This is a genomic window from Pedobacter sp. GW822-FHT03F06 (genome assembly GCF_058801365.1).
Map to the genome: position 1 here is coordinate 223,422 of NZ_JBXANE010000008.1, position 14,762 is coordinate 238,183.

Below are 14,762 nucleotides of genomic sequence, written 5' to 3' on the forward strand. Positions count from 1 at the left end.
AAGCATTAAATTACTAAAATAGGTTTCCTCGGTTCGTCATTCCCAACTCGATTGGGAATCTTAATGCAATAGGCTTTAAGATTCCCGCCTGCGCGAGAATGACGATCGTTCTTTTATATCCGTGTAGTTCAATCCGCGGCCTTTTTTACACTTAAATATTTGTCACCCTGAGCGTAGTCGAAGGGCAGTAGACATCATAAACAATGAAATCAATTTCAATCCCACTAACACTGATAAACTTACAGGACGACGGTTTCCACCTTTTGGTGGAAATTGTTGTTTTTAAGAAAAAACATTTTGCTGTTTTAGATACCGGTGCCTCTCGAAGTGTGTTCGATAAATCGTTGATTGAACAACACCTATCAGAAAGCCTGCAAGTATCAGAAGAGATTAATGCAGCCACTCTTTTTACCACCACCACTACCATTCAGGCAACTATTCCTGAGGTAAAAATCGGATCGTTAAAGATCAAAAACTACGAAACAGTAGCTTTCGATTTGCAATCGGTTAGCGAAACCTACCAACAATTTGGCCACCCGCCTATTATGAGTATTATTGGTGGAGATATATTAATGCAATATAAAGCAGTTATTAATTACAAGAAGATGATCCTTAAGCTTTATAGATAAATGTAATTTTACTTTATGACTTTAATCATTTTTATTAAGCCATTTTAAATGATATTTGAACCTGATGAAAAAGTTAATCACAATCTTTTGTGTCATTTTTTGGGCAGGTTTAATTGGTGGAATTAGTTTTTTAGAAGCTCCATTAAAATTCCAGGCTCCAGGAATTACCATCCCACTTGGTTTAGGCATAGGGCAATTGGTTTTTCAGGCACTTAATAAAATAGAGATCGTATTGGTTATCATCATATTAGGCTCCTCCTTACCTGCACCTTTAAAAAACAGCCGCAGTATTTTACTTTTCTCGGTTACGATCCTTTTAATGGTAGACACTTTTTGGCTATTGCCAATACTCGATGAGAGGGCAAAGCTGGTTTTGGCAGGCAATGCTCCAATTAAAAGTTATCACCATATTTTATACATCATTATCGATGCCTTAAAATTTCTGTCATTAATTGTTCTGGGTTTTTTAAGTTTAAAATCACTGTACCATGAAAAAAGATATTCATAATAGAGAAGATATTGTCCTTTTAGTGGATACATTTTACAAAAATGTTGCGCTTAATAAACAGATAGGTCCCATATTTACCGATGTTGCCAAAGTAGACTGGTCGCACCACTTACCTAAAATGTACGATTTCTGGGAAAGCATCCTTTTCGGAAAAGCAATTTATAAAGGCAACCCCATGCTTACCCATTTTGCCTTGAATGAACAAACGCCCCTGCAAACTGAAGCCTTCGAGACCTGGAAAAACCTCTTTTTCCAAACTGTAGACGATCTTTTTAAGGGAGAAAATGCCAATCTGATTAAACAAAAGGCACAATCTATTGCCGATTTAATGCATTTTAAAATAAATTCGCCTCAATCGAAGATTAAAATTGTATAGATTTTCTGCTTTGATTTAAACTGCTTTCTTTATAAATTTAGTTAACCAAACTAAATCAAATTATGAAATTCCTCAAAATCTTACTAGGCATCATTGTCGTATTGGCAATAATCATTATTGTGGGTGGCTTCTTTTTACCAAAAAGTTATACAGTAAGCAGGTCTACAGTAATCAATGCTCCAGACAGTGTAATTTATAAAAACATTGCCGACTTTAAAGAATTCTACAAATGGAATCCATGGGCAAAAATGGAACCTTCGGCAAAAACTACCTACGGTGGCGTTGCGGGCGAACCGGGCCATATTTACGAATGGAAAGGTAAAGAAACAGGAAGTGGCTACATGAAAATAAAAAGTGTAACACCTAACAAACAGGTAGATATCGAATTAAAATTTATTGAGCCTTTTGAAAGTTTAGCGGATACAAAATTCGACATTCAGTCAGAGGAAAGCAGCAATAAGGTAACCTGGACAATGAGTGGAGAAAATAACCTAATCAGTAAATGGATGTGTGTGTTTGTGAGTATGGACAAAATGATTGGGAAAGATTTTGAAGATGGGCTAAAATATTTGAAGGAAAAATCGGAAAAGGGAGTTTGATCGACTTGTCTTTTTGAGCGATATCGGCGGTGAGTCATCCTGAGCGGAGTCGATGACCCTTTTAATGATGGATGATGGAAGCCTAAAGCGCAAGAAAAACCTCTGCGCACGCTGTGCCTTTCCTCTATTCTCTCTGTGGTTAAAACATAACTAGCTTCTCTTTTGAGAGGCTTTTTTTTACGTCAATTTGCAATCATCCAAACAATTGTGTCGGCTTTGCGTTAAAAAAGCATTAAAAATCAGTTAACCAGCGATTAATATTTTGTAATTCCCTATTTTTTAGATTACTTGCCAGCAAAATGAATTTATTACTTGTAGAAGATGAACCGAGCGTTGTATCTGTAATTTCGAGGGGTTTAACCGATGAGGGATTTACCGTAAGTATAGCTCCTGATGGTTTAATCGGGAAACAGATGGCTATAGAAAATCAGTTCGATCTGATTATTCTCGATATTATGCTACCTGGAATAAATGGTTTGGAACTTTGCAAAATCATTAAAGATCAAAAACCAAATACACCTATTATTATGCTTACCGCTTTGGGTACTACAGAAAATGTAGTAAACGGACTGGATAATGGTGCGGATGATTATTTAATAAAGCCATTTAAATTTGCTGAACTTTTTGCAAGGATCAGAATGCTGTTGAGGCGATATCATGGTGTGGTTTCGCAAGATCAGATTGTCTCCATAGCAGACCTCCAGCTAAATTTAAGCGCAAAAACAGTAAAACGAAACCAACAGGAAATTATACTTACGGCAACAGAATATCGACTGCTTGAGTATATGGCCAAAAACAAATCAAAAATTCTATCGCGGATAGATATTTTAGAAAACGTTTGGGATATCGACTTTAACCTTGGCACCAATGTGGTTGATGTTTATGTTAATTATCTCCGCAAAAAAATAGATAAAAATTCCGATCAGAAACTTATTCACACTGTGGTAGGCCTGGGCTATATATTAAAAGAAAAATAATGAAGATAGCCAAAAAAATCACCTTACTTTTCGCCATTCTATCAGCAATTATTATCTCTTTATTAAGTGGTTTTGTTTGGTATTTTTCTAACGATTTTGCTTTTGAAGATTTTTATAAACGTTTAGAGGCCAGGGTTAAGATTGCTGCCCAGATCAAACTGTACGAAGATGGCAACAATAAGGTTTACGCTAAAATGCGTAATCAGTACCTGGAGCGCTTACCCTCTGAGAAAGAATACATCTTTGAGGCTGGCAAAGCACCCGGTAAAGTTGACCGCGAATTACCAGCTAGTTTTTATAACCGGATAAAAGCAGGGGCTATGGCGCGTTACCGGGTCGAAAACCACTTTTACGCAGGTAAATTCTTTAAAAACAACCATACCGGATATATTGTAATTGTTTCTGCAAACGATCCTTTCGGCTTTCGGGAACTAAAAGACCTGCAAAGAATATTGATTATCGGTTTTTTTCTTTCTGTTGTTTTATCTTTTGTAGTCGGCTGGAAATTTTCCAATTACATGTTAATGCCCTTAAGAAATATAATTAAGAGTGTAAAAAAGATAAAAGCGGAAAATTTGCATTTAAGACTGGATGTAAAAGAAGGTAACGATGAAATGTCACAATTGGCCCAAACCTTTAATAACATGCTTAACCGTTTAGAAACAGCTTTCGAAACACAGAATAACTTTATCAGTAATGCTTCGCACGAGTTAAGAACACCATTAACCATTATTAGTGGTGAAGTTGAGCTAGCAATGAAGACCATCGAGGATACCGCAAAACAGGAAAAAGCATTAGCAAAAATTAAGGATGAGGCAGAAAGATTAGAACATATCTTAACCAGTTTACTGGGCCTGGCACAATCTGGATTTAACGGAAAAAACCAACCCTGGGAAGAGGTGCGGATGGACGAACTGTTATGGGAAATTAAAGAATCCGTTAATCAGGTACACCCCAACAGTCAGATAGAAATCGATTTTACCAAACTTCCTGATGATGATGAATTACTAACCCTGCGGGTAAACAAAAATCTGATTAAGCTTGCCATCAGCAACATTGTAAACAATGCCTGTAAATACTCAAATGAGAATCTGGTAAGTATTAGTATTGAAAGCAATGCCAATATGCTTTCTATTGCTGTAACGGATAGAGGAATTGGAATACCACAAACAGATATACAGCATATATTTGAACCTTTTTATCGTGCATCTAACACCAACGATTTTAAGGGATATGGCGTTGGCCTACCACTTTCGTTGAATATTATCCGTTTACACCGAGGTAGTATTGCTATTAAATCGCAGGAAGGAGTTGGCACTGAGATCAAGGTTTTATTGCCGACGAAAAGTTAATGGTTCATTAGTTCACTGGCCATTAGTTCATACTATTAACTGATTTTTAGTTATTGGCTCCCAAACAAATGAACCAATGACAAATGAACCGGTGAACTGTCCACTCAAAAAAGGAGTGCACTCTAATCTCATTCTAATCTTACTCTTATTTCGCTATAATAACATCAAGCTAAACTTGTATAAATAATTTTTCAATTCATTTAAACAAGATATAGCGATGAAAACAGTATTAGTACCAACCGACTTTAAATTAGAAAGCATTAAAATTATTGATGCACTTGTTCAACATCAAAAAAATGAAAGCTTAAACATCATTTTTGTACACGCCTTTAAATTATCAGATTCGATAACCGATATGTTAATGTTGAGTCGCCGCAGCCGCGATTACGAAAATGTTAGCGACGAATTTTATCAGCAGATCAATCAAGCTAAGGCAAAATATCCTAGTCAGATCAATGCCATTGGCATCGAATATTTTTACGGAAGTACAGTAGCCGCTTTCAAAAACTTTATCGAAGCTTTTGATGTAGAGCGCATTGCCTACTTAAAAGAATACAATTTTACGCCGATCAATAAATATAGCATCGATCCTAAAATATTAACAGAACGTGCAGGCTGCGAAGTGATTCAATTAAACACATTAACTGTTCATGCCAGTGAAAATTTAATTGACACAAAAATAAACGAAACACAGTTGCAAGAAGCAAACGCTTAATTATCACATTTTAAACTTTATATTATGCTGTTACGAAATAATATTCCGCTCACTTATATATTCGGAAAGATCAAAAAGGAACTTCTGTTTGTTATTGGCTACTCTATAGGTATTGTGGTGTTGTATGAAAACTTTCATGTTACACGTATTTCCATTCCTGTTGCTGTGCCAGCGCTACTGGGAACAATCATTTCCCTGCTATTAGCGTTCCGGTCTAACCAGGCTTACGATAGATGGTGGGAAGCCAGAATTCTTTGGGGTGCAATTGTTAACGATTCCAGAACCCTATCGCGCCAGATATTATCTTTTGTAGAAAATCCTTACGGCTTAGATGAGGTTGAGGCATTTAAAGAACGTTTTATAAAAAGGCAGATTGCCTGGTGTTACGCCTTAAGTCAATCGCTAAGAGGTTTTAACCCACGTAAAGGTTTGGAAGAATACCTATGTGAAGAGGAAATCGCTTTTATTAAAAAACGTAAAAATGTAACTGCAACGATATTGGAGTTACACGCCATGGACTTAAAAAAGGCATTGCAAGAAGGCTGGATCAATAAATATCAGCAAATAGAAATCGATAAAACCATTACAGCTTTATGCAACCATATGGGCGGATCGGAAAGAATAAAAAACACCGTTTTTCCGGTTACTTATAGCAAATACATTAACATGTCTATCCATTTATTCATCGTGTTACTGCCTTTTGGTTTAATTGAGTACTTTGGTTACATGGAAGTTCCTTTAGTGGTGGCTATTGCTGCATTCTTTTTACTGGTAGAAAAAATGGCGGTACATCTTCAGGATCCTTTTGAAAATAAACCTACAGATACACCAACCACAACGATCTGTAGAACGATTGAACGCGATCTATGCCAGATGCTGGACGATAATAAAATATACGAGGATAAACCTCAAACCGAATTGGCACCTGTAGGGTCTTATTACATCCTGTAATAATAATTGCCGTAAAATAATCTCATCCATTGAGATGGTTAGTTAATCAAAATGTATTTGTACTGGATAGCACAATCATTTTGAAAGGTTTATAGTGAACCAAAGCCATTCGTAAACGGAATGGCTTTGGTTTTTCTTGTGTAGTCAGATGTTACCATCTGACTTATAAAAACTCAATTTACAAAAAAGAAAAATTTAATGCCGTGTAAGATGGCAACATCTTACACTACGATCTAGGTGCAGTCAGATGTTACCATCTGACTTATGACAATTAAACTCATCCAAAACAGAAAAATTCAATGTGGTGTAAGATGGTAACATCTTACACCACAATCAAAAAAAAACCTCTCCAAGATTTAACTTGGAGAGGTTTCATTTATTTCGCTATCAGCTTTTTCTTTGAGCTTTCAGCTCAATTAAGCATCAATTTTCGCATATTTTGCATTACGTTCAATAAACTCTCTACGTGGAGCAACTTCATCGCCCATTAACATAGAGAAAGTATGATCACATTCTGCAGCACTTTCGATTGTAGCCTGTAATAAAGTACGTGTAGCAGGATTCAACGTGGTATCCCACAGTTGTTCTGCGTTCATCTCACCCAAACCTTTGTAACGCTGAATGTGCACGCTATCTTCTTTACCATTCCCTTTAATACGTTGTACAGCTGCATCGCGTTGTACATCATTCCAGCAATATTCGAAATCTTTACCTTTTTTAACCTGGTAAAGCGGTGGCGATGCAATGTAAACATAACCCGCTTCAATTAAGGCCCTCATATAACGATAGAAGAATGTTAAGATCAATGTGGTAATGTGAGAACCATCAATATCAGCATCCGTCATAATTACGATCTTGTGGTAACGTAATTTAGTTAGGTTTAATGCTTTATCATCTTCTGGTGTACCAATACTTACACCGATAGCGGTAAACATGTTTTTGATCTCATCATTCTCATAGATTTTGTGCTCCATCGCTTTTTCTACGTTCAAGATTTTACCTTTTAATGGTAAAATAGCCTGAATGTTTCGATCGCGACCTTGTTTAGCGGTACCACCCGCCGAATCACCCTCTACCAGATAAATTTCACATCTTTCCGGATCACTATCTGAGCAATCGGCTAATTTACCTGGTAAACCAGATCCGCCCATCACACTCTTACGCTGCACCATTTCGCGGGCCTTACGCGCCGCAGCACGTGCAGTAGCCGCTAAAATTACCTTGTTGATGATCATTTTAGCTTCTTTCGGATTTTCTTCCAAATAGTAACCTAACGCTTCACCAACAGCAACATCTACTGCTCCCATTACCTCACTGTTACCCAGTTTGGTTTTGGTTTGCCCTTCAAACTGAGGTTCCTGTACCTTTACCGAAACTACCGCGGTTAAACCTTCTCTAAAGTCATCACCCGTAATTTCCATTTTAAGGTTTTTCAACAAACCCGATTTATCAGCATAAGCTTTTAAAGTACGGGTTAAACCCCTACGGAAACCTGCAATATGCGTTCCCCCCTCGTGTGTATTAATATTATTCACATAAGAGTGAACATTTTCTGAATAACTATCGTTGTACTGAAAAGCCAATTCAACGGGAATGCCATTTTTGATACCCTCGATATAAATCGGTTCAGGCAAGAAAGATGCTCTTGTTCCATCTAAAAAGGCAACAAATTCTTTCAAGCCGCCTTCTGAATGGAATACTTCTGATAAGAATTTACCATCTTCTAAAACTTCGCGCTCATCTGTTAAGGTTAGTGTGATTCCTTTATTCAGGAAAGCCAACTCACGTAAACGACCTGCTAAAGTATCATATTTATATTCAGTAGTTTGTGTAAAAATCGTAGCATCCGGACTAAAAGTTACAATCGTACCGCGTTTATCGGTTTCACCCACTTCTTTAACATCGTATAAAGGTTTACCGATGTTATATTCCTGCATCCAGATTTTACCTTCACGGTGAACTTCGGCTTTTAAATGTGTAGATAAGGCGTTAACGCAACTTACCCCCACACCGTGTAAACCGCCTGATACTTTGTAGGTATCTTTATCAAATTTACCACCCGCGTGTAAAACCGTCATTACGATTTCAAGCGCCGATTTATTCTCTTTTGTATTAATTCCGGTTGGAATACCCCGACCGTTATCTTCAACTCTGATGGAGTTACCTTCTAAAATCCTAACATCGATTGTATCTGCATGACCGGCTAAAGCCTCATCAATTGAGTTATCTACAACCTCGTAAACCAAATGGTGTAAACCTTTTACACCAGTATCACCTATATACATTGAAGGGCGCTTACGCACCGCTTCTAAACCTTCTAAAACCTGTATATTATCTGCCGAATAATTTGACTTTAAATCCTGTTCTTCGCTCATATTTTAATTAAAAACAATAAGTATCAAAAATACGGAAATTTTGGCATTTAAACTAATATGTGGATAAATTTTGAGCTGTTAAGAGATTACAGTTAAAGCGATTAAAACAGGTTTAAATCAGGTTTTAGAAAGCAAAACCGGCATTCCAATCCATGTCTCCTCCCGCTTTCCATTATAAGTCCCGCAGAAGAAGCGGGAGCTTTCCATTTCAATCGGGTTTAGGTGGTCACAACCTGCAAATATTATAGGATTATCGCACCCACCAAACGTTCCTACGGAACGAAAACGCCAATTATTCAATTGGCTACCCACGAAACGTCCCTAAGGGGACGTTAAGGATTAAGATTTCCAAATCGCAAACCGTTCCAGAGGAACGCCTCATGGGTAGAAAAAAAATGAAACATTTTTTTCGTTCCGTAGGAACGTTTGGTGTTATGAAATTTACTATGGCCACCCTGCAACCCCAAATAGCAATACCAGCTGTGCCACCTAAACCCGATGGAAGCTGGCATGAAATAAAGCGGACAGCGGGAGGAACAACAGTTTGAAATACAGGCTTTGCTTTTCAAATCACCACTATCAGATTTTCGCGATTAGCGTTAGAGGCTTAGCTTTGAGTAAATTAAACGCTTTACCCGCTACGCCAAACGCAAAAGCACTCTTGTATTGCAATAGGCCTTTCTTTAAATTGGATATAAAAACTAATTTATATAAGTTTGCTAAAATTTATTAAACAAGAATGGAAAGAAGAACCTTTAAAACCTTTGGTTTACTTGCAACAGCAACTTTGATAACTGCTTTCTCTGCATGCCAGAACAAAGACACTAAAACTACTGAAACTAAAAAAACAGAGGGTACTACTGCAGCGGTTTCTCCAGCTGAGAAAATTGTGTATGTAAACTCCGACTCGTTACTCACAAAATATGAATACTTCAAAGATCTTAAAGTGAAATTTGAAGGTAAGACCAAAAATGCTCAGGCAGACATGCAGGCTAAAGGTCAGGCTTTTCAAAGAGAAGTGGCACAATACCAGCAATCGGCACAAACTTTATCGGCCGATCAACGCAAAAGCACCGAAGAGCGTTTAGCACGTAAACAACAAGAACTACAAACTTACCAACAAAATGCTGGTGGTGCTTTACAGAACGAGCAAGCTGCTGAAAATGAAAAACTTTATGATAAAGTGGCAGATTACCTAAAAGGTTATGCTAAAGAAAAAGGTTATAAAATGGTTTTGACTTACTCAAAAGGTAACAGCGCTATTTTATTTGCCGACGAAAGTTTAGATGTTACTTCAGAAGTAATTAAAGGCTTAAACGCAGAATACAGCAAAAAATAAGCGGATAGCGATTAAAATATAAATGCCTCGTATAAATCGGGGCATTTTTTTTGTGCTGTTTTTTATAAAAGATCAAATTAATATGGACAATCAACATCAGGAATATATGCAGATGGCAATCGAGTTATCTGTACAAAATGTAAGCGAAAGCATTGGTGGGCCTTTTGGAGCTGTAGTGGTAAAAGATGGGAAGTTGATTGCCAAATCGGCAAATAAAGTAACCTCTACCAACGATCCAACTGCGCATGCGGAGGTTTCTGCCATTAGACTGGCCTGTACCGAATTAAATACTTTCGATTTAAGTGGCTGCGTAATTTACACCAGCTGTGAGCCCTGCCCTATGTGTTTAGGCGCAATTTATTGGGCAAGAATTGACAAGATTTATTATGCAAATACCAAGGCTGATGCCGAGCACATTGGTTTTAGTGATAAATTTATCTATGAAGAGCTAGACAAGCCGATGGAAAACAGAAGCCTGCCGGTTATCCAGCTGATGCGTGATGAAGCCCTGGCGGCTTTTAAACTATGGGAAACCTCACCAATGAGGATAGAATACTAAATAAAAAGAGGTTGTATCATAAAGGTGTTTCTACAGGCTGTCATGTTGAGCCTGTCGAAACACCTTAAAACGGATTTAAGCAGGTCCTTCGATAAGCTCAGATGACAAATCTATATTATGATACAACTTCTCCCTCATTAAAATCATTGTTTATTTGCTCGATTCTTTTCCGGCAAGCAAGCCGATCATCGAATCTATTTCTTTCACCACACCATCGTCAGAGCCAGAGAAACCTACAGCTTTAAACCTGATATTACCATCCCCATCAATCACAAATTTGGTTGGGATTCCATCAACTTTATAGGCACTTACCACATCAAATTTGGAAGGGTCTTTTACGTTTTTGGTATCGTACAGCACATTAAAATTGTATTTTTTTGCCGTAATAAAATCAGTTACCAATTTTTCTCTATTCTCTTCTGTTTGCCAGGTATTTACAAACAGGAATACCACATTTGGATTACTGGCGTATTTGTTTAAGGCTTTTTGCATACCTGGGAAAGAAGACACGCATGGTCCGCACCAGGTTGCCCAATAATCTAAAATTACAATCTTTCCTTTCAAACTGGCCAGGCTTACGGTTTCACCTTTAAGGTTAGTTAACGAGAACGCAGGGGCTGGAATATTAATCATTTTTTTTGTCCATTCTGCCCGCTCTTTTTCCAATGCTGCTTTTTCTAAATTGGCCAGGTAAGTTTCATAAGTCCCATCCTTCTTCAGTTTAGTATAAAGCATTTTAAATTCGTTCTTTAGCGAATCATTGCCTTTACCCTCTTTAATTAATTTTTCGGCCTCAGTATATGCTTTATCATCCTGGCCATCTTTAATTAAATAAGTTACATAACGTGACAATACATCGGGTGGAACTGTTGCATATAAAGGAATGGCCTTCTCTTGCATAGCCAAAGCCTCTTTAAATTTTCCCTGATGATATAACAACAGTCCATAAGTATCAGCATACATACCATAAGCGCCGTCTAAATATTTGAGGTATTCTTCTTTAGTGTTGTAATATTTTGGCACCTCATCATTTCTCGATGCTTCTATCAGTTCGAGCGACTGTTTGGAAAGCTGGGCAGCAAGCTCGATATTCTCTTTTTTCTCAGCAGAAGGCCAGGCAAAACTATTGTTATACAAACTTGCCCTGGTCATTTTATCGGTGACCTTTTTGGCATAATCCTGAAATTTCTCCAGATCTTTAGCTTTTACAGCACTATTGGCTAACATACTATAAATGGAATTCAACTTACCGGCATCTAATTTTTTGGTTTGATCAAGGTTAAATCTGCTAATCATTTCATCGGCCTTTTGTATTTGTGCGGCAAAATCTTTTGTGCTATAAAGTGAATTCATCCCATCATTCCAGGCGTAATTTCCTGTAGGGTACTTTTTAATGATGATGGCTTTAACAGAATCTGCCTGAGCTTTTTTCTTTAACAGGGTGTAAAGGCTAATAATAGTACCCAAGTCTTCTTCTTTTGGTTCTTTCAGTTTTGATAGGGTCGAAATATTTTCATTAATCAACTTTGTACCATTGTCTTTATCTGCTTTGTACTCAAGCGACAGGTATTGATTCAGATTTTTCTTTTTCAGCTCGGGCTTTAAAGCAAAAGCTTGTTTATACAGTGAAACGGCCTTTTCAGGGTCGATAGTAAGCCCTAAATAATAATTCCCTGCTAATCCATACAAAAAAGCTTCGTTAAGATAGGCTTCAGCTGGCACTTTATCTGCTTTAGTGAATGCTAAAACATAACCGGCAGGCGCTTCATCTTTTTGATCACCTACCGAAAAAGCAAGCCCAACCACGGTAACACTATCCGGGGTAGAAATTTCTCCCTTATAAACCGTTCCGTCTTTAGTAAGTTCAATTTTAGCACTTTTGGGACTGGATTTTGAAAAAAAAGTATAACTCGTACATTTTACATCTGCCAGATTTTCGAGATTGGTTCCCTTTGGGTCGTATGTAAATTTAACTGTACTTCCTGCTGCAGGTTTATCAGCAGAAAATTTCACGCCTTGTGCATTTGCTACTCCAGTAGCAAACATGAGCAAGCATAACAATTTTAAGATTTTCATAATGAAAGGATTAAGTTTTTTTATTAGGCAACTAAATATATAGTTTATTCTTTATTCTTCAAAGTTATTTTATGTTAAATTTTAAGGAATAATTATTGTAGTAATTAAGCATGACCTATGAACAAAAAATAAGTGGTGAACTAAGTTTCTGGAAGTTTAAAACTTTGCAAAAACCTTCGCTTTTGAATAAAGTGACGAATAAAGTGCAGAAAAAAATAAACAGCTATATTCCCGATAAGGTTCACAATGCCATAACTACTGCGATTAAACAGATGGTTAAGGCTGTGCTTTTTGGTTCAACATTCACAACGGCAAAACCGATTACCGATTTAACCTTAATGCACCGCGAGGCATTAATTAAGCAAAAGATAGAAAACTATAAAAAAACAGGTGCTGCAGAAGGCGGAATTACAGGTGCAGGAGGTTTTTTAATGAGCCTGGCAGATTTTCCGCTATTGCTGGGTATAAAGATGAAAATGCTTTTTGATATTGCCGCAGTTTACGGATACGATGTTAAAGATTACCGCGAACGTTTATATATTTTACACATCTTCCAGCTGGCCTTTTCAAGTAAAGAAGAAAGCCAGAATATATTTATGAAAATGCAGGATTGGGATGATAAAGCCCATCAATTGCCTACCAATATTGATGAATTTGACTGGCTTACCTTCCAACAGCAGTACCGCGATTATATTGATTTGGCCAAACTTGCACAGATGCTTCCATTTGTGGGAGCAGCAGTTGGTGCCGTTGCCAATTATAAACTGATCGAAAAACTGGGCAAAACAGCTATGATGAGCTACCGGATGCGGTATTTCAATTTGCAGTATGCAGTGATCAGTACACAAACTGAAAACCGCAAACTAGAAACTGGAAACTAACTAATCCTCCTCTTCAAACATTCCTCCAATCAGGTCATCTGTCTCCCGTCGGTCTTTTTTAGTCGGGCGGCCGGTACCTCTATCGCGTTTTAGGTTTGGTGCATGAAACATCGATTTAAAAGCATGCGTTTCTTCAATGGGCGTTAAGTCTTTATACTTTGTTAAGGCTGTTGGCGAATCTGTTCTGTTGTACGAAAGTTCTACCACTTCGATAATTTTCTTTTCGATCCCTTTCGATACCTGATAAACTTCACCTACTTTCACAATAGCTGAAGGTTTAATATTCTGCCCTTTGAGTTTCACCCTCCCTGCTTTACACGCATCAGTGGCCAGGCTCCGTGTTTTAAACAACCTGATCGCCCACAAATATTTATCGATCCTAAGTTTTTCTGTCTCTGTCATAAAATTCAAAAATACATAATTAGGTTAATTGCTATGTTGGTTAATTGTAGAAACTGGTTAATTGGTTAACTGTTATATCATGTGCTTACCCACGATTAACCAGTTTAAACGATTTAAACAATTAACCTACCAACAAAACAATTTAAACAATTAACCATTTAATAAGCAAAAATTGATTTATTTTGCGTAAAATTTAAAAACATCATGTATTCAGATTTAAAGAAATTAATTGAAGCCGCTTGGGAGGATAGAACCCTTTTAAAATACAGCAACTATTGCGAAGCCATTGAAGCCGTTATTATGGGGCTTGATAAGGGCGAAATCCGCGTTGCTGAGCCAGTTTTAAACTCTTGGGGCATTAATGAGTGGGTAAAGAAAGCGGTAATTTTATATTTCCCGATTCGCGAGATGAAAGAAATTAAAAGCGGTCCTTTTGTTTACCACGATAAAATGGATTTAAAAACCGATTATAAAACAACTGGTGTACGTGTTGTGCCTATGGCAAGTGCGCGTTACGGTGCGTTTTTAGCAAAAGGTGTAATCATGATGCCATCGTACGTAAACATTGGCGCTTATGTTGATGAAGGTACTATGGTTGATACCTGGGCTACTGTTGGTTCTTGTGCACAAATTGGTAAACGCGTTCACTTAAGTGGTGGCGTGGGTATTGGTGGTGTTTTAGAGCCAGTACAAGCTGCTCCGGTTATTATCGAAGATGACGCTTTCTTAGGCTCTAGAGCGATTGTGGTAGAAGGTGTTAAAGTTGAGAGAGAAGCTGTTTTAGGTGCTAACGTAGTATTAACAGCATCAACTAAGATTATTGATGTTACCGGTCCTACGCCAGTAGAATATAAAGGAATTGTTCCTGCACGTTCGGTTGTAATACCAGGAAGTTATACTAAAAAATTCCCTGCTGGCGAATTCCAGGTACCTTGTGCTTTAATTATTGGCAAACGTAAAGAAAGTACAGATAAGAAAACTTCACTTAACGATGCGTTGAGAGAAAATAATGTAGCAGTTTAA

Annotated in this window: 15 protein-coding genes; 12 read left to right on the top strand and 3 right to left on the bottom strand. The window is 37.4% G+C overall.

The genetic code is table 11. The features are described from left to right. The first annotated feature begins 203 nt into the window (after positions 1–203). The 8 genes from AC1RJ8_RS15780 (at position 204) to AC1RJ8_RS15815 (ending at position 6,107) form a co-directional block, all read left to right on the top strand. Positions 204–629, top strand: a complete 426-nt coding sequence (locus AC1RJ8_RS15780) for an aspartyl protease family protein (protein ID WP_492954573.1) — start codon at positions 204–206, stop codon at positions 627–629. Between the two features lie 64 nt (positions 630–693). After that, positions 694–1,137: a hypothetical protein gene (locus AC1RJ8_RS15785; RefSeq protein WP_492954572.1), complete on the top strand. Its 444-nt coding sequence runs from the start codon at positions 694–696 to the stop codon at positions 1,135–1,137. Then, positions 1,118–1,513: a group III truncated hemoglobin gene (locus AC1RJ8_RS15790; protein ID WP_492954571.1), complete on the top strand. Its 396-nt coding sequence runs from the start codon at positions 1,118–1,120 to the stop codon at positions 1,511–1,513. Before AC1RJ8_RS15785 ends, AC1RJ8_RS15790 begins: the two co-directional genes overlap by 20 nt. Positions 1,514–1,575: 62 nt before the next feature. Further along, complete coding sequence (locus tag AC1RJ8_RS15795) at positions 1,576–2,112, top strand: SRPBCC family protein (RefSeq protein WP_492954570.1); 537 nt, start codon at positions 1,576–1,578, stop codon at positions 2,110–2,112. Positions 2,113–2,411: 299 nt separating this feature from the next. After that, positions 2,412–3,089 (top strand): response regulator transcription factor, encoded by a 678-nt coding sequence (locus AC1RJ8_RS15800; RefSeq protein ID WP_492954569.1) that lies wholly within the window; start codon positions 2,412–2,414, stop codon positions 3,087–3,089. After that, on the top strand, positions 3,089–4,441 hold the full coding sequence (locus AC1RJ8_RS15805) for a sensor histidine kinase (RefSeq protein WP_492954568.1): 1,353 nt from the start codon (positions 3,089–3,091) through the stop codon (positions 4,439–4,441). Before AC1RJ8_RS15800 ends, AC1RJ8_RS15805 begins: the two co-directional genes overlap by 1 nt. 217 nt (positions 4,442–4,658) lie before the next feature. Beyond that, complete coding sequence (locus AC1RJ8_RS15810; RefSeq protein WP_492954567.1) at positions 4,659–5,156, top strand: hypothetical protein; 498 nt, start codon at positions 4,659–4,661, stop codon at positions 5,154–5,156. Between the two features lie 24 nt (positions 5,157–5,180). Then, positions 5,181–6,107, top strand: a complete 927-nt coding sequence (locus AC1RJ8_RS15815; RefSeq protein ID WP_492954566.1) for a bestrophin family protein — start codon at positions 5,181–5,183, stop codon at positions 6,105–6,107. Positions 6,108–6,523: 416 nt separating this feature from the next. Here AC1RJ8_RS15815 and gyrB read toward each other — a convergent pair whose 3' ends face one another. Then, the gene (gyrB, locus tag AC1RJ8_RS15820) at positions 6,524–8,482 is read right to left on the bottom strand and encodes a DNA topoisomerase (ATP-hydrolyzing) subunit B (protein WP_086545171.1); all 1,959 of its coding nucleotides are present in this window, start codon (positions 8,480–8,482) and stop codon (positions 6,524–6,526) included. A 739-nt stretch (positions 8,483–9,221) separates the two neighbouring features. Between gyrB and AC1RJ8_RS15825 the strand changes: the two genes are divergently transcribed. After that, positions 9,222–9,821, top strand: coding sequence for an OmpH/Skp family outer membrane protein (locus tag AC1RJ8_RS15825; protein WP_492954565.1), 600 nt, complete (start codon positions 9,222–9,224; stop codon positions 9,819–9,821). An 82-nt stretch (positions 9,822–9,903) separates the two neighbouring features. Beyond that, positions 9,904–10,380 carry a nucleoside deaminase gene (locus AC1RJ8_RS15830; protein ID WP_492954564.1) on the top strand — a complete coding sequence of 159 codons (477 nt, stop codon included), beginning with the start codon at positions 9,904–9,906 and terminating at the stop codon, positions 10,378–10,380. A gap of 150 nt (positions 10,381–10,530) precedes the next feature. Here the strand turns inward: AC1RJ8_RS15830 and AC1RJ8_RS15835 are convergent, their stop codons facing one another. Further along, a complete protein-coding gene (locus AC1RJ8_RS15835) occupies positions 10,531–12,456 on the bottom strand; it encodes a TlpA family protein disulfide reductase (protein WP_492954563.1) in 1,926 nt (641 codons plus the stop codon). Positions 12,457–12,566: 110 nt separating this feature from the next. Here AC1RJ8_RS15835 and AC1RJ8_RS15840 point away from each other — a divergent pair, with 110 nt between their 5' ends. Then, a complete protein-coding gene (locus AC1RJ8_RS15840) occupies positions 12,567–13,337 on the top strand; it encodes an EcsC family protein (protein WP_492954562.1) in 771 nt (256 codons plus the stop codon). On the opposite strand, the gene AC1RJ8_RS15845 is transcribed toward AC1RJ8_RS15840, so the two are convergent. Continuing rightward, complete coding sequence (locus tag AC1RJ8_RS15845; protein ID WP_492954561.1) at positions 13,338–13,739, bottom strand: RNA-binding S4 domain-containing protein; 402 nt, start codon at positions 13,737–13,739, stop codon at positions 13,338–13,340. Positions 13,740–13,943: 204 nt separating this feature from the next. Between AC1RJ8_RS15845 and AC1RJ8_RS15850 the strand changes: the two genes are divergently transcribed. Beyond that, a complete protein-coding gene (locus AC1RJ8_RS15850; RefSeq protein ID WP_184469604.1) occupies positions 13,944–14,762 on the top strand; it encodes a 2,3,4,5-tetrahydropyridine-2,6-dicarboxylate N-succinyltransferase in 819 nt (272 codons plus the stop codon).